Raw genomic sequence first — 23584 nt, forward strand, 5'->3', positions numbered from 1 at the left:
AACAAAGCGTTTTTAGAAAAAAACCGGCAATAGTTAGCTCAAAAATGCATGTAATCGTAGGCCGGATAAGGCGCTTGCGCCGCCATCCGGCAATCAATGCCTGATGCGCTACGCTTATCAGGCCTACTCTCGCTGCACAGCCTGTAAATTATTGCGATTTTGTTACATTCGTTACATAACTGCGCCTGGATGATTGCCAGCGCTGCGCTGGCAGGCATCATAGACGCTATTGTCAGGCAAGAGAGCAATATCATGATTCATGTTGTGCTGGTGGATGACCATGTGGTGGTGCGTTCCGGCTTTGCGCAATTACTCAGTCTCGAAGACGATCTCAACGTCACCGGTCAGTTCAGTAGCGCGGCGGAGGCCTGGCCTGCATTACTGCATGATGACGTCAACGTGGCGGTGATGGACATCGCCATGCCGGATGAAAATGGCCTGAGCCTGTTAAAACGACTGCGGGCGCAGAAGCCCGGTTTTCGCGCCATTATTCTTAGCATTTATGACTCGCCGACGTTTGTACAAAGCGCACTGGATGCTGGCGCCAGCGGCTATCTGACCAAACGCTGTGGACCCGAAGAACTGGTGCAGGCGGTACGATCGGTGGGTATGGGCGGGCATTATCTGTGCGCCGATGCGCTGCGGGCGTTACGCGGCGGCGAGCAGCCCGCGCAGGTTCTGGAGGTACTGACCCCGCGCGAGCGCGAAGTGTTTGATCTATTGGTCAAAGGCGACAGCGTGAAAGAAATTGCCTTTAAGCTCGACCTCAGCCACAAAACGGTTCACGTCCACCGCGCGAACGTGCTGGGCAAACTGCAATGCCACAGCACTATTGAGCTGGTGCATTTTGCCCTCGACCACCAGCTACTGACGGGGCATTAATGTCGCGTAACCTTCGTCATTGGGTAATCTCCCTGTTTATTCTGCTGGCCTGGGGATCGGGCTGGTTGATGCTGTGGACGCTGGGGTTTTACCTGACCCACAACGGTCAGCAGGCGGCATTATTCCTACCACACGGGGTCTATCTTGCACTGTTGATTCTGCTTTCTCGCCGCTACTGGCCCGCGCTGGTGCTGCCACCTGTACTGATGCTGTTCTGGCTGCACAGCGAGCAATTATTGAATGGCTATATTTTGCTGGTAGCCCCATTAATTAGCCTTCTTCCGGCAAGCATCGGTCAGTCATACTGGCACCGCTTCCCCCTGTACTGGCAGCGCTTAACACTGCTGCTGGCCGCGGTAACAATTACCTCATTGCTTAATACCGCCCTGCTATCACCGTTTATCGAAAGCCCGGCAACGTTAATTGGCCTGGCGTCGTTTACCGGCGGCGTGCTGCTGACGCCGTTTGTCTATCTGATCTATGAATTTCTGCGCCAGCAGCACCGTTATCATTTGCTCGGGTTGGATACCACCAATCCCCCGCTGCGCACCTCGCTTATCATCTGGTGCAGCCTGTTTTTTATTATTGGCATTGGCACGCAAATGGTACTGTCGCCGGATATCGAGCGCCTGCTGCTGATCGTGGTGTTTTTACCAAACGTGGTGATGGCATGGAAATTCGGCTGGCAGGGCGGCGTGTTGTCTGGATTGCTCGGCAGCATGATGATCACCATCGCCCGGCAGATAGGCGTGGGGTTCAGTAATCTTCTTGAACTGGAGATTTTTCTCGCGACGCAGGCGTTGCTGGGTATTGGTCTTGGCATCGCCATCAGCCGCCAGCAGCATCTGGCGCAAAACTTGCACCATTATCGCCAGCGTCTGGAAGCCGAACTGGCGGCACGCCGTGCGCTGACCGAACAGCTGATTCGTACCGAGGAAGACACGCGAAAAAGTTTAGCGCGTGAACTGCATGACGAAATAGGCCAGAACATCACCGCCATCCAGATTCAGACGCAACTGGTCAAACGCGCGCCGGGTCGCGAGCAAACGCTTGAGGCGGCGAATCAGATCAACGATCTTGCCCGGCGCATTCACCACTCCACCCGCCAGCTTCTGCGCCAGTTGCGCCCGCCCGCGCTTGATGAACTGTCTTTCAAAGATGCGCTGTATCATCTGGTGAATGAATTTGCCTTTGCCGAGCGGGGCATCCACTGCCGATTTAATTACCATCTGGAAAATACGCCAGAAAATGAAACGGTGCGCTTCACGCTGTATCGCCTGATGCAGGAACTGCTCAATAACATCTGTAAGCATGCCGATGCCAGCGAGGTATCGATTACGCTACGCCAGCGGGAACACCGTCTGTCACTGGAAGTCGATGACAACGGCGTGGGTATCCTCCCGGAAAAAATCCCCGGTTTCGGTATCCAGGGCATGCGTGAGCGGGTAAGCGCCCTCGGTGGCGAACTCACGCTGGAATCGAACCACGGCACGCGGGTAATTGTTAACCTGCCCACAAATTTGCAACAAACCAGCCGCTAACCAGGAAAAAGTCTTAGTCACTGCGGACTTTCTCTCATCCCCTTTTGCTTTCACTTTCCTATAGTCAGCACAAACGGAGACCGCCATGCACGCACGCGAAACAGACCAACAATACCGGACGCTACGTCCACAATTGCTGATGTGCATGGTGATTGGCTACGCCGCGTTTTATCTGACGCGCAAAAGCGTCAACTATGTACTCCCGGCGCTGCAAACGGATCTGGGGCTGGATAAAGGCGATATCGGTCTGCTGGGCTCGCTGTTTTATCTGACCTACGGCCTGTCGAAATTCGCCGCCGGATTGTGGCACGACAGCCATGGGCAGCGCGCGTTCATGGGAATCGGCCTGTTCGCCACTGGTGTTTTGAACGTGGTGTTCGCCTTTGGTGAATCGCTGACGCTGCTGCTGGCGGTCTGGACGTTGAACGGATTTTTCCAGGGCTGGGGCTGGCCGCCCTGCGCCCGCCTGCTGACCCACTGGTACTCGCGCAACGAACGCGGCTTCTGGTGGGGTTGCTGGAATATGTCGATCAACATCGGCGGGGCCATCATCCCGCTGATTAGCGCCTTTGCCGCCCTCTGGTGGGGCTGGCAGGCAGCGATGCTGGCACCAGGGATAATCAGCATGGCGTTAGGTATCTGGCTCACCCTGCAACTGAAAGGCACGCCCCAGGAAGAGGGATTACCGACAGTTGGAGAGTGGCGGCACGATCCGCTGGAGCTACGTCAGGAGCAGCAGAGCCCGCCGATGGGGCTGTGGCAAATGTTACGCACCACCATGCTGAAAAATCCGATGATCTGGCTGCTTGGCGTGTCGTATGTACTGGTCTATTTGATCCGCATTGCGCTCAACGACTGGGGCAACATCTGGCTGACGGAAAGCCACGGCGTGAATCTACTCAGCGCCAATGCCACGGTGATGTTGTTTGAAGTCGGCGGCTTGCTCGGCGCGCTATTTGCCGGATGGGGATCGGACCTGCTGTTCAGCGGTCAGCGCGCGCCGATGATATTGCTGTTCACGCTGGGGCTGATGGTCTCCGTCGCCGCCCTGTGGCTGGCCCCGGTGCACCACTATGCGCTGCTGGCAGTCTGTTTCTTTACCGTGGGCTTTTTTGTGTTTGGCCCGCAGATGTTGATTGGTCTGGCTGCTGTCGAATGCGGACACAAAGCGGCGGCAGGTTCAATCACCGGTTTTCTCGGGCTGTTCGCCTATCTGGGGGCCGCGCTGGCGGGTTGGCCGCTGTCGCTGGTCATAGAACACTACGGCTGGTCGGGAATGTTCAGTTTGCTCTCGGTTGCCGCTGTTTTTATGGGTTTATTGCTGATGCCATTGCTCATTGCGGGCATTACCCCTTCTCTCAGTCAAAGGATAAAACAATGAAACTGACGCTTACCTCTACCCTGATTGCCTCCGCTCTGACGCTGGCGGCCTTCAGCAGTGCGACACAAGCTCAAGGACGTCTGGTGGTGTATTGCAGCGCCACCAACGAGATGTGCGAAACCGAAACCAAAGCCTTCGGCGACAAATATGATGTGAAAACCTCATTTATTCGTAACGGCTCCGGCAGCACGCTGGCGAAGGTCGATGCCGAGAAGAAAAACCCGCAGGCGGATGTGTGGTACGGCGGTACGCTGGATCCACAATCCCAGGCCGGCGAAATGGGCCTGCTGCAGCCGTACAAATCACCTAACCTCGCGCAGATCATGGAGAAGTTCCGCGATCCCGCAAAAGTAAAGGGTAACCTCTCCTCGGCGGTGTATGTCGGTATTCTGGGCTTTGGCGTTAATACTCAACGCCTGAAAGAGAAAAACCTGCCGGTACCGAAATGCTGGAAGGATCTGACCAAACCAGAATACAAAGGGGAAATCCAGATTGCTGACCCACAGAGTTCAGGCACCGCCTACACCGCGCTGGCGACCTTCGCCCAGCTTTGGGGTGAGGATCAGGCTTTTGATTACCTGAAACAGCTCAACGCCAACGTCTCCCAGTACACCAAATCCGGCATTGCTCCGGCGCGTAATGCCGCCCGTGGCGAAACGGCGATCGGCATTGGCTTCCTGCACGACTACTCGCTGGAAAAAGAACAGGGCGCCCCGCTGGAGCTGATCTCCCCGTGCGAAGGCACCGGCTATGAAATTGGCGGCGTCAGCATCCTGAAAGGCGCGCGTAACCTCGACAACGCCAAACTGTTCGTTGACTGGGTGCTGTCGAAAGACGCCCAGGAGTTGGCATGGAAGAAAGGTAAATCCTATCAGATCCTGACCAACACCACCGCCGAGACCTCGCCGAACTCGCTGAAGCTCGACGACCTGAAGCTTATCAACTACGACATGGATAAGTACGGCTCGACCGACGTACGTAAAGCCCTGATCAATAAGTGGGTTAGCGAAGTGAAGATGGGTAAATAAGCCCACGTTGCGTTCATTTGCCGGGTGCGGCGTAAGCGCCCGCCCGGCCTGAAATACCGGAACCGCTATGTCACACACACTTGCACTCCATCCCGTGAAAAAACGGGATGCGATATTTCTTTGGGTTTTGCTCGGCTGGCTGGCGTTTGCCCTGCTGCCAAGCTGGAGCCTGGACTACGGTCTGCTGGAGTCGACGGGCGAAGAAATTCTCGCCGCCTACGGCTGGTCACAATTCAATATCAGTTGGTTATGGTATCTGCTACCAAGCCTGCTGCTGGTACGCCCGTTCCATGAAGCCAGACGCGAACAGCGCGGCCGCCATTATCTTGACGCAGGCTGGGCATTCTTCTGCATGGCCTTTATCGTCGCCAGCGCCACGCTTGAAGGTCGCGGCTTAGGCTATGCCACCATCGTGCTTTTTGTGGCGCTGGGCGCAATTATGACCCTGGCGCTTACCCGTCTGGAATGGCTGGGCGGCGACCGTTTTGTCATCGGCTCGCTGACCGCGATTGTCGCGCTGATCGGTATTTTTATCGTCTGGCCGAGCATCGCTATTTTCATTCCGATGTTCACCAACGACGCCGGGGAATTTGCGCCACTGGCGTTTATGAATGTGCTGTCGCAGGCGCATATCATTCAGGTGATCCTCAACTCGATTATGCTGTCGATTGCCGTCGGCGTCGGCTGTACCTTCTTTGGCCTGGTGCTGGCTATCTACACGACCCGTATCGCCAGACGTAGCGCCATCATCGGACGTATCTTCTCGATTCTGCCGATCGTCACCCCGCCGTTTGTCGTCGGTTTAGGCGTTACGCTGATGATGGGTCGCTCTGGTTACATCACCGAATTTATGGTCGACTGGTTCGGTTTAACCAACACCAACTGGCTGTACGGTTTTACCGGCATCTGGCTGGCGCAGGTGCTGGCCTTTACGCCGATGGCGTTTATGATCCTCGACGGGGCCATCAAGACCATTCATCCGTCGCTGGAAGAAGCGTCATACACCCTGCGTGCCAGCCGCTGGCAGACCTTTAACGGCGTGTTTGTCCCGCTACTGAAACCGGCGCTGGCGAACGCCTTTTTGATTGTGGTGGTACAGTCGCTGGCCGACTTCAGTAACCCGCTGGTGCTCGGCGGTAACTTCGACGTGCTGGCAACGCAAATTTACTTCTATATCACCGGCTCGCAGCTCGATTATCAGGCCGCCAGTACGCTGGGCGCGTTCCTGCTGCTGTTCTCGCTGCTGGTATTCTGTGTGCAGTACATGTGGATCGGCAAGCGCTCCTACGTGACGGTCTCCGGTAAATCCTACCGGGGCGACGTCCAGCCGCTGCCAGTGACGCTGGTGTGGAGCGTGGTTGCGCTGCTGGCGGTGTGGATTGCCTTTAACGCCCTGCTCTACGGCAGCATTTTCTACGGCAGTTTCACCGTTAACTGGGGCGTGGACTACACCCTGACGCTGGCGAACTTTACCAAACTGTTCGGTCAGGGGATGAGCGACGGCGCGTGGCCTTCACTGCTCGACACTCTGCTCTACGCCGGGATTGCCGCGCCGATCACCGCGATCTTTGGTCTGCTGATCGCGTGGATTGTGGTGCGCCAGCAGTTTAAAGGTAAAAAAACCATCGAGTTCACCACCATGCTGTGCTTTGCCGTTCCTGGCACCGTAGCGGGCGTGTCGTACATACTGGCCTTTAACAGCGCCCCGGTGTACCTCACTGGAACCGCCGCCATCGTCATTATCTCAATGGTGATGCGTAACGTGCCGGTCGGAATTCGGGCGGGCATCGCGGGCTTAGGCCAAATCGATAAATCGCTGGATGAAGCCTCGCTTAGCCTGCGTGCCGGTTCCCTGCGGACCATTACGCATATCCTGCTGCCGCTGCTGCGCCCGGCGATCCTCTCGGCGCTGATCTACAGCTTTGTGCGCGCCATTACCACCGTCAGCGCCATTGTGTTCCTTGTGACGCCGGATACCCGCGTGGCGACGGCCTACATCCTCAACCGCGTGGAAGACGGCGAGTACGGGGTGGCGATTGCCTACGGTTCGATTCTGATCGTGGTGATGCTGGCGATTATTTTCATCTTTGACTGGCTGATCGGCGAATCACGTACCTCCCGTTCAAAAGCTAAAAACCAGGCGTAATGGAGCGCACTATGACTCAGAAAAATTTCGTTGAACTGCGCAACGTCACTAAACGATTTGGCAGCAACACGGTTATCGACAACATCAACCTCACCATTCCGCAGGGGCAAATGGTGACGCTGCTCGGCCCCTCCGGCTGTGGCAAAACCACCATTTTGCGCCTTGTCGCCGGGCTGGAAAAACCGAGTGAAGGCCAGATTTTTATTGATGGCGAAGACGTCACCCATCGTTCCATTCAGCAACGCGACATCTGCATGGTGTTTCAGTCGTATGCTCTGTTTCCGCACATGTCGCTGGGAGAGAACGTCGGCTATGGCCTGAAGATGCTTGGCGTGTCGCGCAGCGAAGTGAAGGCACGGGTGAAAGACGCGCTGGCGATGGTCGATCTGGAGGGGTTCGAAGAGCGCTATGTCGATCAGATCTCCGGCGGTCAGCAGCAGCGCGTGGCACTGGCCCGCGCGTTGATCCTCAAACCGAAGGTGCTGCTGTTTGATGAGCCGCTGAGCAACCTGGACGCCAACCTGCGTCGCAGTATGCGCGACAAGATCCGCGAGCTTCAAAAGCAGTTTGATATCACCTCGCTGTACGTTACCCACGATCAGAGCGAAGCCTTTGCGGTTTCCGATACCGTACTGGTGATGAATAAAGGACACATCATGCAGATCGGTACGCCGCAGGATCTTTATCGTCAGCCTGCCTCACGTTTTATGGCGAGCTTTATGGGCGATGCCAACCTGTTTCCGGCCACCTTTAGCGCAGGATACGTTGATATCTACGGCTATCGTTTGCCGCGACCGCCGCACTTTAACGATCACGGAGAAGGGATGGTCGGCGTGCGCCCGGAAGCGATCACGCTCAGCGATCGCGGCGAGGAGAGCCAGCGCTGCGCGATCCGCCATGTCGCCTATATGGGCCCTCAGTATGAAGTCACGGTGGAGTGGCATGGACAGGAGATCTTGTTACAGGTCAACGCCACGCGCCTGCAGCCGGACGTCGGCGAGCAGTATTACCTCGAAATCCACCCGTACGGCATGTTTGTGCTGGCAGATGCGGCATAAGGTTTTGTTGCTTTGTAGGTCGGATCAGGCGCTTGTGCCGCCATCCGGCAATGCCTGATGCGATGCGCTTATCAGGCCTACAGTGAACGATGTAGGCCTGATAAATTCTCAGCTTCACGCTTTTAGCGCGGCAATATCTTTCGGCGTGGTGCGACAGCACCCGCCGATCAACCGTGCGCCAGCGGCCTGCCACTGCGGCAAATAATCCGCCAACTGCGCACAATGCTCACTGTGATGATGCCAGGTTTTGCTTGCCGCATCATAATGCTCGCCTGAGTTTGGATACACCACCAGTGGCAGTGCCGTTAAGCCGTGCAGATGCTGCAATGCGGCGGTGGTCTTTTCCAGCGCAATACAGTTGATGCCTAACGCCACCACCTGCGGATAACCCGCCAGCAACGCCACCACGTCACGCAGCGGCGTACCGTCGCTCAGGTGCTCGCTGTCGCGCAGAGTAAACGAGAACCACGCCCTGGCACGCGGATACGCGGTCAACAGCTCAGCCAGCGCGCCAATCTCGGTAAAATTCGGCAGGGTTTCACAGGCCAGCAGATCGGCCCCGGCATCCAGCAACGCTTCCACGCGCGGACGGTGAAACGCCTGAAATTCTTCAGCGCTACGTTGGTAATCGCCACGATATTCTGATCCATCCGCCAGATACGCGCCATAAGGCCCAACGGAGCCTGCCACCAGCAGCGTACCCGCCTGCGGGTTCTCAGCCAGCCAGGCTTCACGCGCTTTACGCGCCAGCTCCACGCTTTTGCCAATCAGCGCTTTCGACTGCGCTTCATTCAGGCCGCGCGCGGCAAAACCTGCCGGCGTGGCCTGATAGCTGGCGGTGATCGCGCATTGCGCCCCCGCCCGGAAATAATCAAGATGTACTTCGCGGATAAGCTGCGGATTTTCGACCAGCACTTTGGCTGACCACAGGCTGTCTGCTAAATCACAACCGCGCGCTTCCAGCTCCGTCGCCATCGCACCATCCAGTAACAGGAAATCCTGTTTGTCGAGGATGGCGCTTAACGGATTATTCTGCGACATGTTCTGGCTCCTGTTTTGATGGAAATAAGCCCTCACACTATCACAGCCATACCCGCAAGGCTCCGCGCTCACCCGCAATTATGGCGATACGTCAACTCTGCACCAGACGGTCGCTTAAGCACCGTTAGCCGGGATCGACATCTGCGATTTACGGCTCATCAGAATAAATACCGCCAGGCCCGCCAGCAAAATCCCCGGCGCAGACGCCGCCATCACGCCCACCGTTCCAGTGCCCAGCGCTAACATTTTCCCGGCCAGCAGCGGGCCGCTCATCGCGCCCAAACGTCCGACAGCAACGGCGGTGCCCACGCCTGTGGCGCGAATCTGCGTGTTGTAAAATAACGGCGCCAGCGCATACAACACGCTTTGCCCACCAGTGGCAAACATCCCCGCCACAAATCCCGCCATCAGCATGCCGCTGAATGTCGACACCGTCCCCAGCGCCAGCAGCGAAGCCAACATCCCGGTGTAGATCAGCAGCGACATCACTACCGGACGCAGTTTGTCCATCAACGCCCCGAGAATTAACGTCCCGCTGGCTGCGCCGATTTGCAGAGCAAACATCACGCCTGCCGCCTGCGAGGGTTGAAATCCCTGCTCCACCAGCAGCATCGGAAGCCAGTTGATCAGCATATACACCACCAGCAGGGTGAAGAAATAGCACAGCCACAGCAGCAGCGTAGCGCTCGCTGCTGCTGGCGCAAACAGGGCGCGCAACGGCGCGGCAGCTACCTGCGTTTGTTGGGTATAAACCTGCGATTCCGGCAACCAGCGCATCAACAGCGGAACCAGCAGCAGCGGGATCACCCCGCCAACCCAGAACACCGTTTGCCAGGCGGAGGCGAGACCGCTAAACCCAAGCGCCGCCGCCAGCGCCGCGCCAATCGGCACGCCGCAGTACATCAGGCTCACCGCCGTGCCGCGAAAACGTGGCCCCGCCGCTTCGGAGGTCAGCGCGATCAGATTCGGCAATGCCGCGCCCAGCCCGACGCCGGTCATCAGACGGGCAAATACCAGCGACGAGAAATCCCAGGAAATCGCCGTCGCCAGCGAGAACAGGCCGAACAACGCCACGGAGGCAATGAGAATGCGCTTGCGGCCATAGCGATCGGCCAGCATACCGCCCACCAACGCGCCGGGCAGCAGCCCGAGAATACCGGCGCTGAAGATCCAGCCCATCTGCATTTTATCCAGCGCAAACGCCTGAGCGATACCGACGGCAGCGATCCCGGCGGCCTGGAGATCCAGCCCTTCCATCAGGGCGACTAGAAAACACAGCCCGACGGTCAACGTCAGGCGCCAGGATGCGGGGGTACGGGTAGTCATAGGATGTACCTCTGAGGTCACGATGCAGGTGAATCGCGGCTGATACATTGCCAGCCGCGTAATCATTTTTATTTGCTGTTACGCAGATCCAGCGCCACGTCGACGATCATATCTTCCTGGCCGCCCACCATTCGGCGCTTGCCCAGTTCAACCAGAATATCGACCGCGCTCAGGCCGTAACGCGCCGCCGCCACTTCACAATGACGCAGGAAGCTGGAGTACACCCCGGCATAGCCCAGCGCCAGCGTTTCGCGATCCACCCGCACCGGGCGGTCCTGCAGCGGACGCACCAGATCGTCGGCAGCATCCATCAGCGCATACAGATCGGTGCCATGCTGCCAGCCGAGCTTATCCGCTGCAGCGATAAACACTTCCAGCGGTGCATTGCCCGCGCCTGCGCCCATCCCCGCCAGGCTGGCGTCGATACGATCGCAGCCCTCTTCCACCGCAGCAATCGAGTTCGCCACACCGAGACTGAGGTTGTGGTGCGCATGCATTCCGGTTTCCGTCTCCGGCTTCAGTACCGCTTTCAGGGCGCGGAAGCGGGCGCGAATATCACTCATGTTCATCGCCCCGCCGGAATCGACCACGTAGATACAAGTCGCGCCGTAGTTTTCCATCAGCTTCGCCTGCTGCGCCAGATTTTCCGGCGTGGTCATGTGGCTCATCATCAGAAAGCCGACGGTATCCATACCCAGCTCGCGCGCATACTGAATATGCTGGGCCGACACGTCCGCTTCGGTGCAGTGGGTCGCCACGCGTACCACCCGCGCCCCGGCCTGATACGCATTTTTCAGGTCGTGAATAGTACCGATCCCCGGCAGTAACAGCGTGGCGATCTTAGCGTGCTGCACCACGTCTGCCGCCGCTTCAATCCACTCGAGATCGCTGTGCGCGCCAAAGCCGTAGTTAAAGCTGGAACCTTGTAAACCGTCGCCATGCGCCACTTCAATAGAATCGACCCGCGCATCGTCCAGCGCTTTCGCAATCTGGCGCACGTTTTCCAGCGAATACTGGTGACGAATGGCGTGCATACCGTCACGCAGGGTCACGTCAGAGATATAGAGTTTTTTACCGTTCATGCTGCTTCTCCTGACTGACGGGTGAGTGACTGCGCCATCTTCTCAGCGGTCGCCAGCGCGCTGGAGGTCATTATGTCGAGGTTGCCCGCATAGGCAGGTAAATAGTGCGCCGCGCCTTCCACTTCCAAATATACCGCGGTTTTCAGCCCGGAAAACTGGCCGATACCCGGCAGATTCACCGGTTTATCCTGCGGGATAACTTCAAACTGTACGCGCTGTTTCAGGCGATAACCCGGCACATAGGCCTGTACCGCCGCCGCCATCTCGTTGATGGACGCTTCAACTTCAATCTCGGAGGCCGCTTCGCTTAGCACATACACCGTGTCGCGCATCATCAGCGGCGGTTCAGCCGGGTTGAGCACAATGATGGCTTTACCTTTTTCGGCGCCGCCGACCACTTCAATCGCCTTTGAGGTGGTTTCGGTGAACTCATCAATATTGGCGCGAGTGCCCGGTCCCGCAGATTTACTGGCGATAGAGGCAATAATTTCGGCGTAATGGACTTTTGCCACGCGAGAGACAGCCGCCACCATCGGGATGGTCGCCTGCCCGCCGCAAGTCACCATATTGACGTTCTGCTGATCAACGTTAGCCTCCAGATTCACCACCGGCACGCAGTATGGACCGATCGCCGCGGGCGTCAGGTCGATCAGGCGGATCCCCGGTTTAATGGCGCGCAGCGCGGCGTCGTTCTTCACATGTGCGCCCGCGCTGGTGGCATCAAACACGATGTCGATATCGGCAAATTCCGGCATGGCGATAAGCCCTGTCACCCCTTCATGGGTGGTGGCAACGCCCATACGTCTGGCGCGTGCCAGACCATCGGATTGCGGGTCAATACCGACCATCACCGCCATCTCCAGATGCACGCCGTGGCGCAGAATTTTAATCATCAAATCGGTGCCGATGTTGCCGGAGCCGATAATGGCGACTTTACGCTTACTCATGACTGACTTCCTTTTGTAACCGCCGCTAAAAAAGTGGCGGCAACTGAACCAATACCGTCGATATGGGCTTCAAAACGATCGCCCGCATTCACTGATACCATCGGGCCTAACGCCCCGGTGAGAATGATGTCCCCCGCACGCAGCGGCTCGCCGAGGCTGGCCATTTTGCGCGCCAGCCAGACGGCGGCGTTGATCGGATGCCCCAGACATTCGCTGCCGCGCCCGCTGGAGACCTCTTCGTTATTGCGCGTCATTTTCATTGCGCAATTTTTCAGATCTAACCCGGCCGGACGCTGCGCCGGCCCGCCGACCACATACACGCCGCAGGAGGCATTATCCGCCACGGTATCAACAAACTTTATTGACCAGTCGCGGATACGACTGCCGACCACTTCGAGCGCGGGCAGCACCCACTCGATGGCGTTATACAGCTCATCAAAAGTGGTGTCGGCATTGGGTAGATCGCGGTTCAGCACCAGCGCAATTTCTGCTTCAATACGCGGTTGCAGTACACGTGAAAACGGAATGGTGTCGTTATCGCCGTAGCACATGTCGGCAAACAGCGTGCCGAAATCCGGCTGATCGACCCCCAATTGCTGTTGCACTTTCGGGTGCGTCAGCCCCACTTTGCGCCCAACCACGCGCCGCCCGCGCGCCACGTTGTCCTGCACGTTGATGCGCTGAATGGCATAGGCCGCTTCGGCATTGTCCACGCCAATCAGTTCACGCAGCGGGGCGATAGCTTCTCCTTTTTCCTCTGCCAGGCGTAAATCGGCGGCTAACTGCTCAAGATTAAGATTCGTCATGTCCGTTCCTTAAGGGCGTACGAGGAAGTTCAGCACCAGTTGGTTAAAGGCATCCGCATGTTCCCACTGCGCCCAGTGCCCGCAGTCGCGGTAGATGTGCAGTTCAGAACCGGCAATCCCGGAGAGCAGGCGCAGACCGGCGTCCATCGGCACGAACCGGTCGTTGCGGCCCCAGACAATCAGGGTCTGAGCCTTGATTTCACCCAAACGCGGGCTGAAGTCCGGGAACTGTTTCGGGTTGGCTTCCAGACTCTGGACAAAGTTGTCCAGGTGATCGCGGCGCGACAGCATGTTATTCAGGCGCGCCTCAAACAGCGCTTCAGTCAGGTCACTGGTGTCGAAGACAAAAATCTCCATCATCAGCTTCAGATTTTCGATGGTCGGCTCACGATATAGCTGATTCAGACGCTTGATGCCTTCGGTCGGCATCGGGGTAAACAGGCTCATGCCGCCCGTTCCACCGCCCATCAGCACCAGCTTGCCCACGCGCTCCGGCCAGCTCAAAGTAAACGCCACTGCACTGTGGCCACCCATTGAGTTGCCCAGTAAGTGGATTTGCTGAATATCCAGTTGATCGACCACGCTTTTCAGAATGCGAGCGTTGAGATCGGATCGTGACCCGCGGTTAACGATCCCATCGCTTTTCCCCCAGCCAGGACAATCCAGCAGGATCACCCGGTATCCGGCCTCAACCAGCGGATCGATGTTGCGGCTGAAATTCGCCCAGCCCGTCGCGCCAGGACCTGAGCCGTGCAGTAGCACCACGGTCTCTTCGCCCTGCCCACAATCATTGAAATGCACGCGTAAGGTTTCGCCTGCTTCCTGCACCTCCAGAAAACGGCTGGTGGCGGCTTCGGTTTGCGGTTGGTAAGTCATGCTCTTCTCCTGCATATTCAGTTCTGTTTCAGTTCTGTGTGGTGGCGCTCAGGGAGCCGAATCCGGCGATCCACTCCGGGATCGGGCGATAATAACGGCCTTCGCTGCGCCAGTTGCCAAAGGCAGAAATGGCAGCGAAGGCGGCAACCCAGGTTTTCACTTCGTGCGTTGATTTGCCCGCCATCGCGGATAGCTCTTCATTGCTGACCGCGTCCAGTTCCTGCAAACGTCCCTGCTCAAGCAGGGTCATAAAGCGGTTATCCCAGACGGGGTTAAGTGGGTGCAGCGTGTGCTGGTCTTGCACAAATTTCTCGGCGGCGCTGATCACTCGCTGCTGGCGCAATTCACGCTCGTTTTCGGGTAACTGTTTGCCGCTGCCGAGCAGGCGGTCGCGCATATGGGCATCGGCCTTTGCCAGCTCCGGCACCGGTGGCTGATGCGACAGGCCGCCGGAACCTAAAAACAGCACGCGTTTATTCAGCGAACTGGCGAAACGACCAATGGCTTCACCGAGCATGCGGGTACGCTGAAAGCCCGGCAGCGGCGTGGCGACGCCGTTAATAAACACCGGTAATACCGGGACCTTATCCAGACCGCCGAGCAAAAACTCCAGCGGCTGCGCAAAGCCGTGATCGACCTGCATGTTGTAGGACACGGCAAGATCGATACCGCTTTTCATCACTGCATGGGCGCAGGCCTCAGCGAGATCGGTGGGCACCGGCAGTTCCCCGGCGGCGCTGCCGAAATCGCCGATTGCGGTGGCCCCTACGCCTAAACAGAACGGCGGCATCACATCGTAGAAAAAACCGTTGTAGTGATCGGGGGCAAACAACACCACCAGCTCAGGATCGAACGCCGCAATACGTGCGCGGGCGCTGGCGATCACGCCGTTAACTTCATCGAGCACGGCCTGCGCCGGGTCGACATAGCCCACCAGCGGCGAGTGGGAAAGACAGTGAAGATAAGCGTGCATATCAGGCTACCTTTTCAACAGGAAGATCGGTATTTACGCGGGTGAGCGTCATCACCGACGCCAGTTTATTCAGGGTGTTGCCCAGGGTTTGCGGAATAGCGATGGCGGCGACAAAGCGGTCCGGGCGCATCACCACCAGCGCGGCATTGTGTTGGGCAAACCACGCGCGCAGACGGTTTTGCGTATCGCCAATGCGGGTAACGCCGTCATGGTTATCCTGATCGGTATGTATCTGCGTATCCGGCACCACCTGGATAAACCGCGTCCCCAGCGCCTGCCACTGCTGGATCTGCGCTTCACTCATGCCCCATAGCGGATTACAGCCCCAGCCAATCACCGCGAAATTCGGGCCAATGACGTTGTCGAGCAACGTCACTTCGCCGGTTTCCAGCGTGACCTTCGGCTGGATAAACATCTTGCCGACTGGCGAGGTTTTCGCGTCACCTTCACGCACCAACGCCCCGATGTGGTACTGCGGCATCGGCTTAAAGCGCATTTCAAGGAAGTAACGTTTGACCGGCGGAATGTAGTTCAACAGCCAGGAAACTCCGTCGCGCACCGCGCCGTGCCAGCGTTTTGGCGGCGCCAGCACGTTGCCTGCGGTAACCGACAAATCGATCATCGCTTTGGCATGATCGCGGCGCTCCTGCTGGTAGGTATCCAGCAGCGCATCACCGGCTTTGCCATTAATCACCAGCGCCAGTTTCCACGCCAGATTGAAGGCATCGCGCATACCGCTGTTGTACCCCTGCCCCTGCCAGACCGGCATAATGTGCGCCGCGTCGCCCGCCAGCAGCACACGGTCAATACGAAAGCGTTCGGCCAGCCGGGCGTTATGGGTGTACACGCGCTGGCGGATCAGCTCGACGTTATCCGGGTTCGGCAGCACTTTGCTCAAGAGTTGGCGCATATTCTGCGGCTCGCTAAGCTGGGCTTCGGTTTCTCCCGGCATCACCATAAATTCAAAGCGGCGCACCGCATGCGGCAGCGCGGCAGAAACATACGGGCGCACCGGATCGCAGCACAGGTACACATGCGGCGTACTCAGCGGATCGTTGGCGATATCCACTACAATCCACTGATTCGGCGCGGTTTTACCTTCAAATGGCACATTCAGCGAGCGCCTGACGTTGCTGGCGCCACCGTCGCAGGCCACCAGCCACTGGGCCTTCACCGTTTCCCGCTGGCCGTCCGGCGCTTTCAGGTTCAGCGTCACTTCACCATTTTGCTGGCTGAAGGCTTCCAGTTCGCGAGAAAACAGGCAACGCACGTTGGGGAAACGCGACAGCCCTTCCAGCATCACCGCATCCACCTGCGGCTGAATGAACGCATTGCGGCGCGACCAGCCAAATTCGTCGGTCATCGGCTGGATATCGGCAAAGCAGCGGCCTTTCGGGGTAAGAAAGCGCATCGCGTGCCACGGCGTGGTGTGTGGCAAAACGTTCTCGACCAGACCAACGGACTGCATGGTGCGCAGCGCTTCATCGTCAATACCGATGGCGCGGGGATAGTCGATCAGCGTGTCGAGCTTCTCTACCACCAGCACCTCAATGCCCATCTGGCCAAGATAGTTCGCCATCATCAGCCCTACCGGGCCGGCTCCAGCAATCGCTACCTGCGCGGTGTGCTGCACTGCGGGTTGGATATCAGGATTTATAGTTGTCATTTCAGAACCTCACTACTCGGACAAAACGCAATTGCAGGCCCTGGTGAGGCGCAATTTGTTTTGTTAAAAATATGTGAATAATTTTTATTGTGCGGTCAGTATAGAAGTGAGTTTTTGCGCTACAATCAAAACATGCCTGGATGTGCACTAAGTGCACAACGTTGTTTTACCTATATATTTGTCAATGAATATGAAAAGTGACGACGGTACCGAATACAAAACCGTGCGCGGGTTAACGCGCGGGTTAATGTTATTAAATATGTTAAATCGGCTTGACGGCGGGGCCAGCGTTGGCCTGCTGGCAGAGCTGAGCGGCCTGCACCGCACCACGGTCAGACGTCTGCTGGAAACGTTGCAGGATGAGGGTTACGTCCGGCGCAGCCTGTCCGATGACAGCTTTCGCTTAACCATTAAAGTCCGTCAGCTCAGCGAGGGATTTCGTGACGAGCAGTGGATTTCTGCGCTCGCCGCCCCGCTGTTGGGGGATTTGCTGCGCGAAGTCATCTGGCCGACCGACGTGTCCACGCTGGACGTTGACGCGATGGTAGTGCGTGAAACCACCCACCGCTTCAGCCGCCTGTCGTTTCACCGGGCAATGGTCGGACGTCGTTTACCGCTATTAAAAACCGCATCCGGCCTGACCTGGCTGGCATTTTGCCCGGAGAATGAACGTCAGCAACTGATTGAAATGCTAGCCTCAAGACCGGGAGAAGAGTTCCAGTTAGCCCGCGAACCGCTGAAGCTCGACGCTATTCTGGCCCGCGCACGTAAAGACGGCTTTGGACAGAACTATCGCGGGTGGGATCAGGAAGAAAAAATCGCCTCCATCGCCGTTCCCATCCGCAGCGAACAGCGGGTTATTGGTTGCCTGAACCTGGTGTATATGGCCAGCGCTATGACCATCGAGCAGGCAGCGGAAAAGCATCTTCCGGCCTTACAAAAAGTGGCGAAACAGATAGAGGACGGCGTGGAGTCACAAGAGATTTTGGTTGCCGGGAGGTGAAGTAGATCACATTTGTTGGCGGATTATCCAAAGCTTAAATAACCTTCCGCATTCCCGGTCTCCTTTAACGAGACTGGGATACAGAACAAAAAAATCGCCAGATTCGCTAATTAAAGCTACATTGAATTCAGAACTAACTGGTATGACCACGCAGATAAGGCTCAATGAATGAATTCAATAATAATACCCGTAAATGAAGGCGGATTTCTGTCCGCCACGATTTGGGAAAGAAGCGATGCCAAAGCGATCGTTATTCTTCATCCAGCCACGGCGGTTGTACAGGCGTTTTATAAGGGGTTCGCAGAGTACCTTTTTAACCAGGGATTCAGTGTCGTCACTTACGATTACCGGGGAACGGGCCGCTCGAAATCCGGGAAGCTCCGTAGCTATAGCATCTCAATGTCAGACTGGATCGAGCAGGACGTGGGCTGCATTACTGCCTGGGCTAAAACGCGTTTTCCCGGACTTAACCTGCTGGCGGTAGGACACAGTGTCGGCGGGCATGCGGTTCTGCTTTCCACGGCCACTTCCGCCCTGCACGCGGCCGTCATTGTGGCCTCCCATGCCGGGGTGACGAGCACAATAAAACAAACGGCTGAGAAGGTGCGGGTCTGGTGCCTGCTGCGTGTTCTGGCCCCGGTTCTTTGCCGAATCTTCGGGTATATGCCTGCCAGGCGCCTTGGGCTGGGCGAAGATTTGCCAGCTCCAGTAATGCTTCAGTGGGGACGCTGGAGCGCAATGCCGGGTTATTTCTACGACGATCCAGACTGGGATGCACGCCAACGGGCAAGTGAGATAACCTTGCCTTTACTGGTGATGGGTTTTGATGACGATCCGTGGGCTAACCCTGAAGCCATTGCATCCCTGATGGAGCCAGTGCAAAACGCAAAAATCGAACATCGCGAAATTCGGCACGCAGATTATGGTCTTTCTTCAATTGGACACATGGGCTTTTTTCGAACGCGGAGTGCGGATAAATTATGGCCTATCGTCGGTCAGTGGCTGGCGAGACAGAGCCAGAATTGAGCCAGCAGATATTTAATTTTATTTTCTGCCGTACTGTCAGGCCAGATATACTTTTTATAACAAATCTAATCGTTAAAAAAATCTGCCACAATGACAGATTTCTTTAATTTAGAATTAGAGATTTGCAACGTTATGATATACTTTTTGAACATCGTCGTCATCTTCAAGAGCATCAACAAGCCCTGCAAAGATTTCTAAATCTTCTGGCGACAGTTCAATTTCTGATTGAGCAATCATTTCTAATTCTGTTGTTGAAAACTCTGTAATTCCCGCTGCTTTTAACGCTGCAATGCCTTTGTGAAGGTCGGTAGACTCAGTATAAATAATGATATTTCCTTCGTCTTCGGTGACATCACGAACATCAACTTCAGCTTCAAGCAAAATTTCAAAAACATGGTCAGGGTCAGTGCCTTTAAATACGATTACACCAGTATTGTCAAACATGTAGCTGACAGAACCTGCCGCCCCGATATTCCCGCCTTTTTTATTGAAGATTGAGCGAATATTAGCAATCGTGCGGTTAACGTTTGATGTCAGGGTTTCAGCGATAATCATGGAACCGCTTGGGCCAAAACCTTCATAACGCCCTTGCATGAACGTTTCGTCGCTGCCACCTTTGGCTTTATCAATAGCTTTATCAATAACGTGCTTGGGAACCTGGGCTTGTTTCGCACGTTCAATAACGAATTTTAAAGCTGTGTTTAATTCTGGGTCTGGATCACCTTGTTTAGCGGCAGCATAGATTTCCACACCGAATTTTGAATATACTTTAGACGTAGCACCGTCTTTAGCCGTTTTTTTACCAACAATATTGGCCCATTTACGTCCCACTGGAATACACTCCCCGAAAATTTATTTACATTACGCGCAGATTAATAAACCGCGAGCTTTCTCCACCATATTATATCATGATGTGTAAATTCTCGTCTATGAGAAATGAAAATATCAAAACTTCATGAGCTGCTACTTTTATTTAATTAATAATTAACATTATGAATAGGTTATTACCAGACTCCCTGCTGGTTCTTTTGTTTTTATCCTAACTAATTGGACCACTGCAATAATAAGGACGCGAAGCCAGCGGCGGCTTCAGCAATTACATAAAGTGTTCTGCTCTGGGCGAGCGGTTTCTTGCATCCTCAGCGCTCAGAGCAACACTATCCGCATGGGGCAATGAATAACAGAGTTGCGGCACTTATCAGTCTGACGAGCTTCAGACCTTAAGCAATTTTACTGTCGCATCGATGTCGATTTCATCTTCAGAGAAGATCAGCGTCGTACCCTGGAAAGTGGTGATAGCCAGTTTTTTCAGCTTACGCATTTCGCCTGGCTTCACCTCTGATTTCGGCCGGATGCTGTTCATCAGCACGCCGACAGACAGCACCGCGTTTTCTTTATCAATACGGGTTTCGACAGGAACTTCTTCACTGTATACCAGGTACGACTTGATCGCCGTGAGCTTCAGACGCTCGCCCGCGATATAGATGTATTTGCTGTCTGGTATGACTTTCACCGCATAGGCAGACAGACCTTTGTTGTTGGTGGTCGGTTCAAAGGTTACCGCCGCGTCTTTCTTGATTAGCTCAGGATTAGCAACCTTAATCACATGAAAATAGCGGTTATCGCCATTTTCATCTTTGATAAATCCAAAGCCTTTATCTTTAAACCACGTTGTGATTGTTCCGTTCATTGCTGTTTCCACCTGATTAAATCTAATACTCGCAGAGTATATCTACTGAATTTGCGCGCAGTGTAAAACACAGACCACGTCTTTGGCTACTCGTTACCCCAGCGATTGAGGAACTCCGCGATATCGTCGATACGCTGCGCGTCAACACCGGCCACGGTTGCCATCTCCTGCTGCGCTTCTTCGCTGATCTCTTCGTTGTTAATTAAACGGGTGATCAGTTGCTGGAAGTAGTGCGCCAGTGCATCGCGTTCGGCATCGTTTACCGGCTTTGCGGCTTCGGTCGCGTACTCGTCGGCGATATCATAATATTTTAGCGGAATGTCGTTATTCATGAGGTGCTCCGGGGTGAATGCGTGTGCCAGCAGTTGTCTGCCACGTCTGATGTGAATGATAGCATTGTTATTTCATGGTTCGCGATCTGTTTTATTGGCTGTTACACATTACATATATCAACACTATTTTCTGGAGCCGCTTCGCATTTAATAAATATGCCATTTTTAAATGACGACAGTTTTATTAAGTACGGTGTGATAGCCATAGGTTAAATAGTGTAGTAGCAAAGGGGCACAAACACCTTTATTCCGCTTAATACATGACAACTTATAAGAAGCTGATTATCGCTGACACAAATTTTATGCCAGAACCCGCCGTTGCCCAGGCATATTCAGGTGTTTCACCAGATGCCCCGTAAAACCACGAGTTACTACGCAAAAAACCGCTTTCCCCCGGCACAGTATGCTGACAGGTACGGCAAGTAGTCACCTGCGAACGTAATCAGCGCAGGGCAGTTCCGCCTTCACCCAGCTTTTCCCTGATCTTATTTTTCAGGGATTCAGCAGCCCGTTTCGCCGCTTCTCGGGCCTTATCACCACTTAGCGAGTTATTCTCAACAACAATTTTATCTGTTGCAGATTCAACAATCCAAGCAAAGTTTTCCGAGTATATTCATAATATTATAAATACTTTCCATCACTAATTTTTGATGGGCAGGCACCAGTGGCCCGATACGCGGTTTTGCTCCCCGTTTTCCATTTTCCCCGAGCTGTTAAAGAGTATGTACCGACATAACCACTTGTTATCCCATCAGCCCCAGCCTGCGCCTGAACGGCAACTGGCAGGAAGAGGCGAGAGTCGGCACCGACACGCCGGTCACGGTCAGCGTGGAGCAGGGACGACTGGTGATCGAGCCGGTTAAGGGCTGACGGGTAAAAAAAGATCCCGGCGCTGAGGCCGGGATCTTTTGCAGTTAATAAAAATCGGGATCAACCAGACCTTCAGCTTTCACGATTTCAAGGAAGCGTTTATAGGCCGTTTCATCATTTTCGAGTAAATCATCAAGTAACCTTTCCTTAATTAGTGCCCAGTGGTAAATGCCAGAGCAGTTATTATTAAAGTATGTAAGTTCTCCAGAGATATCAGGATCTATTATATCTACTTTTTGTGAGTTATATGAAATTAACCCACAATGCCCTTTTGGCATTCCCAAAAAAAGAGTGTCCTTACCACTCCAGTAAATAGCATAAATATCAATAACATTAGATGAGTTATAAGGTCTTATTTTCATTACTTATCCCTCAGTGATGGACCTGGTTGTAATAGATTCGGTTGAGGACTTGTAATCTTCATATCGTATGCTTTACCCGTCACTGAATTATACTGATAGTGAATTGTGATATTTGAACCATCTGGTAATTCATGGTTAACCTGCATTTTCTGGAAGCCAGCCGATGTAGGGAATCGAGGATCTTTATTCATACCGTCAAGTATTTGCCCTTGTGAAGGATTGGATTCAACCTGCTTCCACACCATCTGCTCATTCAGATCCCTCGGTGCCGTAAATTGCTTACCCGGCTTCGCCGTCGATATCTTCTCCGCCGCACTAATCAGGATTTTGTTATCAATAATACCGGCTGCTTTACCCGCTAGCGATAACGCTTTTTCTGCCGGGATTGACGTCAGCAGAGCCAGCGCGTAATCCTTCGCCTCTTCCGCTGTCAGCAACGCCATTACCGCATCCGAGCCCGGGTTATTACTCAGGATGGCTTTGATAATATCCGCGCTTTCCGGCAAGTCACCGCGCACGATATCCTTTAACCCAGCCTGTACCTGCTCCGGCGAAAGATTGTTGTCCTGCGCATACTTCACCCAGGATGTAGCTGCCTGTCCGGCTTCCGTCATCCCTTTTGGCAGACTCAGCGCATTATTCTCAACAACAATCCCAACTGCAAATACAGGGATTGTTGTTAATCTCACTTAGGATCTGAAGGTGGTTTTTTACGGGTGTTAATTTTGTCTATCAGATTAAAGACGATTGTAGCCAAAGTGATCGCAGATCCTGCTATACAACCGAAAACAATAGCCCTTTTTAATTGCCCTAGTGGAAAATTAAACTCATTACCTTTTAAAAAGTAAAAAATAGCAATCCCTCCACCTAAAAGCAACAGCATCAATATGGAAGACAAGCAACTATAAATAAATAACATTACATAACCGTATAGTTGCTTCATTGTTTTTTCTCCTTAGTAGACTCTTTTGGTTTATTAAGATCTTTAATTAGTCCAGATGAGAATTCTGAGGCGACACCGCCCCAATAATCATAAACAAAACCAGGAATTTCTTTGCCGATAACTGAGTTTACAATTCCAGGCGCATATTCCCCGAACAGTCCACCGGCCCATGCTCCAGCCGCAGCCCCTCCAATAGACCCTGTATCCGGTCCATCGGTGAAAAATGCGCTGCCAGCCGCTATACCGACGTTTTGTCCAATAGTCCTTCCTGGTGCAAGCATACCTGTAATGCCAGCACTGGCACTACTTTTCCAGTCCCAGCTTTTGTTTTCATTACCCGGCTGGCTCAGATCAAACCACTGGTAGCTTCCGTTGGCTATTTCAGCAATAACTCCGCCACCAATCACCTTACCAACTGATGCGGCAGGTCCCAGATACCATGCCCCGGCAATCATCACACCATCCTGATAACCATCCACAATCACTTTCGTGATATTGGTGCTGTCCGGCATATCACCTTTCGCGATCTTATCCAGCCCGGCTTGTGTTTGTTCCGGAGTCAGATTATTGTCCACCGCGTACTTGTTCCATGATGTAGCCGCCGC

23 protein-coding genes are annotated in these 23584 nt (G+C 54.6%); 9 read left to right on the forward strand and 14 right to left on the reverse strand.

Going from position 1 to position 23584, the window contains the following annotated elements; translation table 11 throughout:
* The first annotated feature begins 252 nt into the window (after positions 1-252).
* From ICA20_RS18690 to fbpC, 6 genes are all read left to right on the forward strand, one after another.
* The gene (locus tag ICA20_RS18690; RefSeq protein WP_038638064.1) at positions 253-882 is read left to right on the forward strand and encodes a response regulator transcription factor; all 630 of its coding nucleotides are present in this window, start codon (positions 253-255) and stop codon (positions 880-882) included.
* Entirely contained in the window at positions 882-2423 is a 1542-nt protein-coding gene (locus ICA20_RS18695) for an MASE1 domain-containing protein (RefSeq protein ID WP_038638062.1), read from the forward strand. The genes ICA20_RS18690 and ICA20_RS18695 overlap by 1 nt, the downstream gene beginning before the upstream one ends.
* Before the next feature lie 85 nt (positions 2424-2508).
* On the forward strand, positions 2509-3804 hold the full coding sequence (gene uhpC / locus ICA20_RS18700; RefSeq protein WP_038638059.1) for an MFS transporter family glucose-6-phosphate receptor UhpC: 1296 nt from the start codon (positions 2509-2511) through the stop codon (positions 3802-3804).
* On the forward strand, positions 3801-4832 hold the full coding sequence (locus ICA20_RS18705; protein ID WP_038638056.1) for an ABC transporter substrate-binding protein: 1032 nt from the start codon (positions 3801-3803) through the stop codon (positions 4830-4832). Before uhpC ends, ICA20_RS18705 begins: the two co-directional genes overlap by 4 nt.
* Before the next feature lie 67 nt (positions 4833-4899).
* Positions 4900-6978, forward strand: a complete 2079-nt coding sequence (locus ICA20_RS18710; protein WP_038638053.1) for an iron ABC transporter permease — start codon at positions 4900-4902, stop codon at positions 6976-6978.
* A gap of 11 nt (positions 6979-6989) precedes the next feature.
* Positions 6990-8036: a ferric ABC transporter ATP-binding protein gene (fbpC, locus tag ICA20_RS18715; protein ID WP_038638049.1), complete on the forward strand. Its 1047-nt coding sequence runs from the start codon at positions 6990-6992 to the stop codon at positions 8034-8036.
* 114 nt (positions 8037-8150) lie between these two features.
* On the opposite strand, the gene mmuM is transcribed toward fbpC, so the two are convergent.
* The 8 genes from mmuM to ICA20_RS18755 all read right to left on the reverse strand — a co-directional run bounded on the left by mmuM (position 8151) and on the right by ICA20_RS18755 (position 16753).
* Positions 8151-9077, reverse strand: coding sequence for a homocysteine S-methyltransferase (gene mmuM / locus ICA20_RS18720; protein ID WP_038638046.1), 927 nt, complete (start codon positions 9075-9077; stop codon positions 8151-8153).
* 114 nt (positions 9078-9191) lie between these two features.
* On the reverse strand, positions 9192-10403 hold the full coding sequence (mhpT, locus tag ICA20_RS18725; protein WP_038643046.1) for a 3-(3-hydroxy-phenyl)propionate transporter MhpT: 1212 nt from the start codon (positions 10401-10403) through the stop codon (positions 9192-9194).
* 68 nt (positions 10404-10471) lie between these two features.
* Entirely contained in the window at positions 10472-11485 is a 1014-nt protein-coding gene (mhpE, locus tag ICA20_RS18730; protein WP_038638043.1) for a 4-hydroxy-2-oxovalerate aldolase, read from the reverse strand.
* Positions 11482-12432 carry an acetaldehyde dehydrogenase gene (gene mhpF / locus ICA20_RS18735; RefSeq protein ID WP_038638040.1) on the reverse strand — a complete coding sequence of 317 codons (951 nt, stop codon included), beginning with the start codon at positions 12430-12432 and terminating at the stop codon, positions 11482-11484. Before mhpF ends, mhpE begins: the two co-directional genes overlap by 4 nt.
* Positions 12429-13238, reverse strand: coding sequence for a 2-keto-4-pentenoate hydratase (gene mhpD, locus ICA20_RS18740; RefSeq protein ID WP_038638037.1), 810 nt, complete (start codon positions 13236-13238; stop codon positions 12429-12431). Before mhpD ends, mhpF begins: the two co-directional genes overlap by 4 nt.
* Positions 13239-13247: 9 nt before the next feature.
* Entirely contained in the window at positions 13248-14114 is an 867-nt protein-coding gene (gene mhpC, locus ICA20_RS18745; RefSeq protein ID WP_038638034.1) for a 2-hydroxy-6-oxonona-2,4-dienedioate hydrolase, read from the reverse strand.
* A 28-nt stretch (positions 14115-14142) separates the two neighbouring features.
* Entirely contained in the window at positions 14143-15087 is a 945-nt protein-coding gene (mhpB, locus tag ICA20_RS18750) for a 2,3-dihydroxyphenylpropionate/2,3-dihydroxicinnamic acid 1,2-dioxygenase (RefSeq protein ID WP_038638031.1), read from the reverse strand.
* 1 nt (position 15088) lies between these two features.
* Positions 15089-16753, reverse strand: a complete 1665-nt coding sequence (locus tag ICA20_RS18755; protein WP_038638028.1) for a bifunctional 3-(3-hydroxy-phenyl)propionate/3-hydroxycinnamic acid hydroxylase — start codon at positions 16751-16753, stop codon at positions 15089-15091.
* 190 nt (positions 16754-16943) lie between these two features.
* Here ICA20_RS18755 and ICA20_RS18760 point away from each other — a divergent pair, with 190 nt between their 5' ends.
* Both ICA20_RS18760 and ICA20_RS18765 read left to right on the forward strand, forming a co-directional pair.
* A complete protein-coding gene (locus ICA20_RS18760) occupies positions 16944-17756 on the forward strand; it encodes a DNA-binding transcriptional regulator (RefSeq protein WP_051594508.1) in 813 nt (270 codons plus the stop codon).
* Positions 17757-17924: 168 nt separating this feature from the next.
* Entirely contained in the window at positions 17925-18782 is an 858-nt protein-coding gene (locus ICA20_RS18765; RefSeq protein ID WP_038638026.1) for an alpha/beta fold hydrolase, read from the forward strand.
* A 114-nt stretch (positions 18783-18896) separates the two neighbouring features.
* Here the strand turns inward: ICA20_RS18765 and ICA20_RS18770 are convergent, their stop codons facing one another.
* The 3 genes from ICA20_RS18770 to ICA20_RS18780 form a co-directional block, all read right to left on the reverse strand.
* Positions 18897-19613 carry a YebC/PmpR family DNA-binding transcriptional regulator gene (locus ICA20_RS18770; protein WP_038638023.1) on the reverse strand — a complete coding sequence of 239 codons (717 nt, stop codon included), beginning with the start codon at positions 19611-19613 and terminating at the stop codon, positions 18897-18899.
* A gap of 382 nt (positions 19614-19995) precedes the next feature.
* Complete coding sequence (locus ICA20_RS18775; protein ID WP_038638021.1) at positions 19996-20472, reverse strand: cold shock domain-containing protein; 477 nt, start codon at positions 20470-20472, stop codon at positions 19996-19998.
* Between the two features lie 86 nt (positions 20473-20558).
* On the reverse strand, positions 20559-20804 hold the full coding sequence (locus ICA20_RS18780; RefSeq protein WP_038638018.1) for a YmjA family protein: 246 nt from the start codon (positions 20802-20804) through the stop codon (positions 20559-20561).
* A gap of 768 nt (positions 20805-21572) precedes the next feature.
* On the opposite strand from ICA20_RS18780, the gene ICA20_RS18785 reads away from it, so the two are divergent.
* Positions 21573-21674, forward strand: a complete 102-nt coding sequence (locus tag ICA20_RS18785; RefSeq protein WP_233638525.1) for a type I toxin-antitoxin system SymE family toxin — start codon at positions 21573-21575, stop codon at positions 21672-21674.
* Between the two features lie 44 nt (positions 21675-21718).
* Here ICA20_RS18785 and ICA20_RS18790 read toward each other — a convergent pair whose 3' ends face one another.
* The 3 genes from ICA20_RS18790 to ICA20_RS18800 are packed head-to-tail and all read right to left on the reverse strand — an operon-like array spanning position 21719 to position 22979.
* Positions 21719-22036, reverse strand: coding sequence for a hypothetical protein (locus ICA20_RS18790; RefSeq protein ID WP_038638015.1), 318 nt, complete (start codon positions 22034-22036; stop codon positions 21719-21721).
* A complete protein-coding gene (locus ICA20_RS18795) occupies positions 22036-22725 on the reverse strand; it encodes a hypothetical protein (RefSeq protein WP_230592279.1) in 690 nt (229 codons plus the stop codon). The genes ICA20_RS18790 and ICA20_RS18795 overlap by 1 nt, the downstream gene beginning before the upstream one ends.
* Entirely contained in the window at positions 22722-22979 is a 258-nt protein-coding gene (locus ICA20_RS18800) for a hypothetical protein (protein WP_038638013.1), read from the reverse strand. Before ICA20_RS18800 ends, ICA20_RS18795 begins: the two co-directional genes overlap by 4 nt.
* Between the last annotated feature and the right edge of the window lie 605 nt (positions 22980-23584).

The sequence above is a fragment of the Citrobacter sp. C5_2 genome, from assembly GCF_014596845.2.
Classification (GTDB): Bacteria; Pseudomonadota; Gammaproteobacteria; order Enterobacterales; family Enterobacteriaceae; genus Citrobacter; species Citrobacter werkmanii.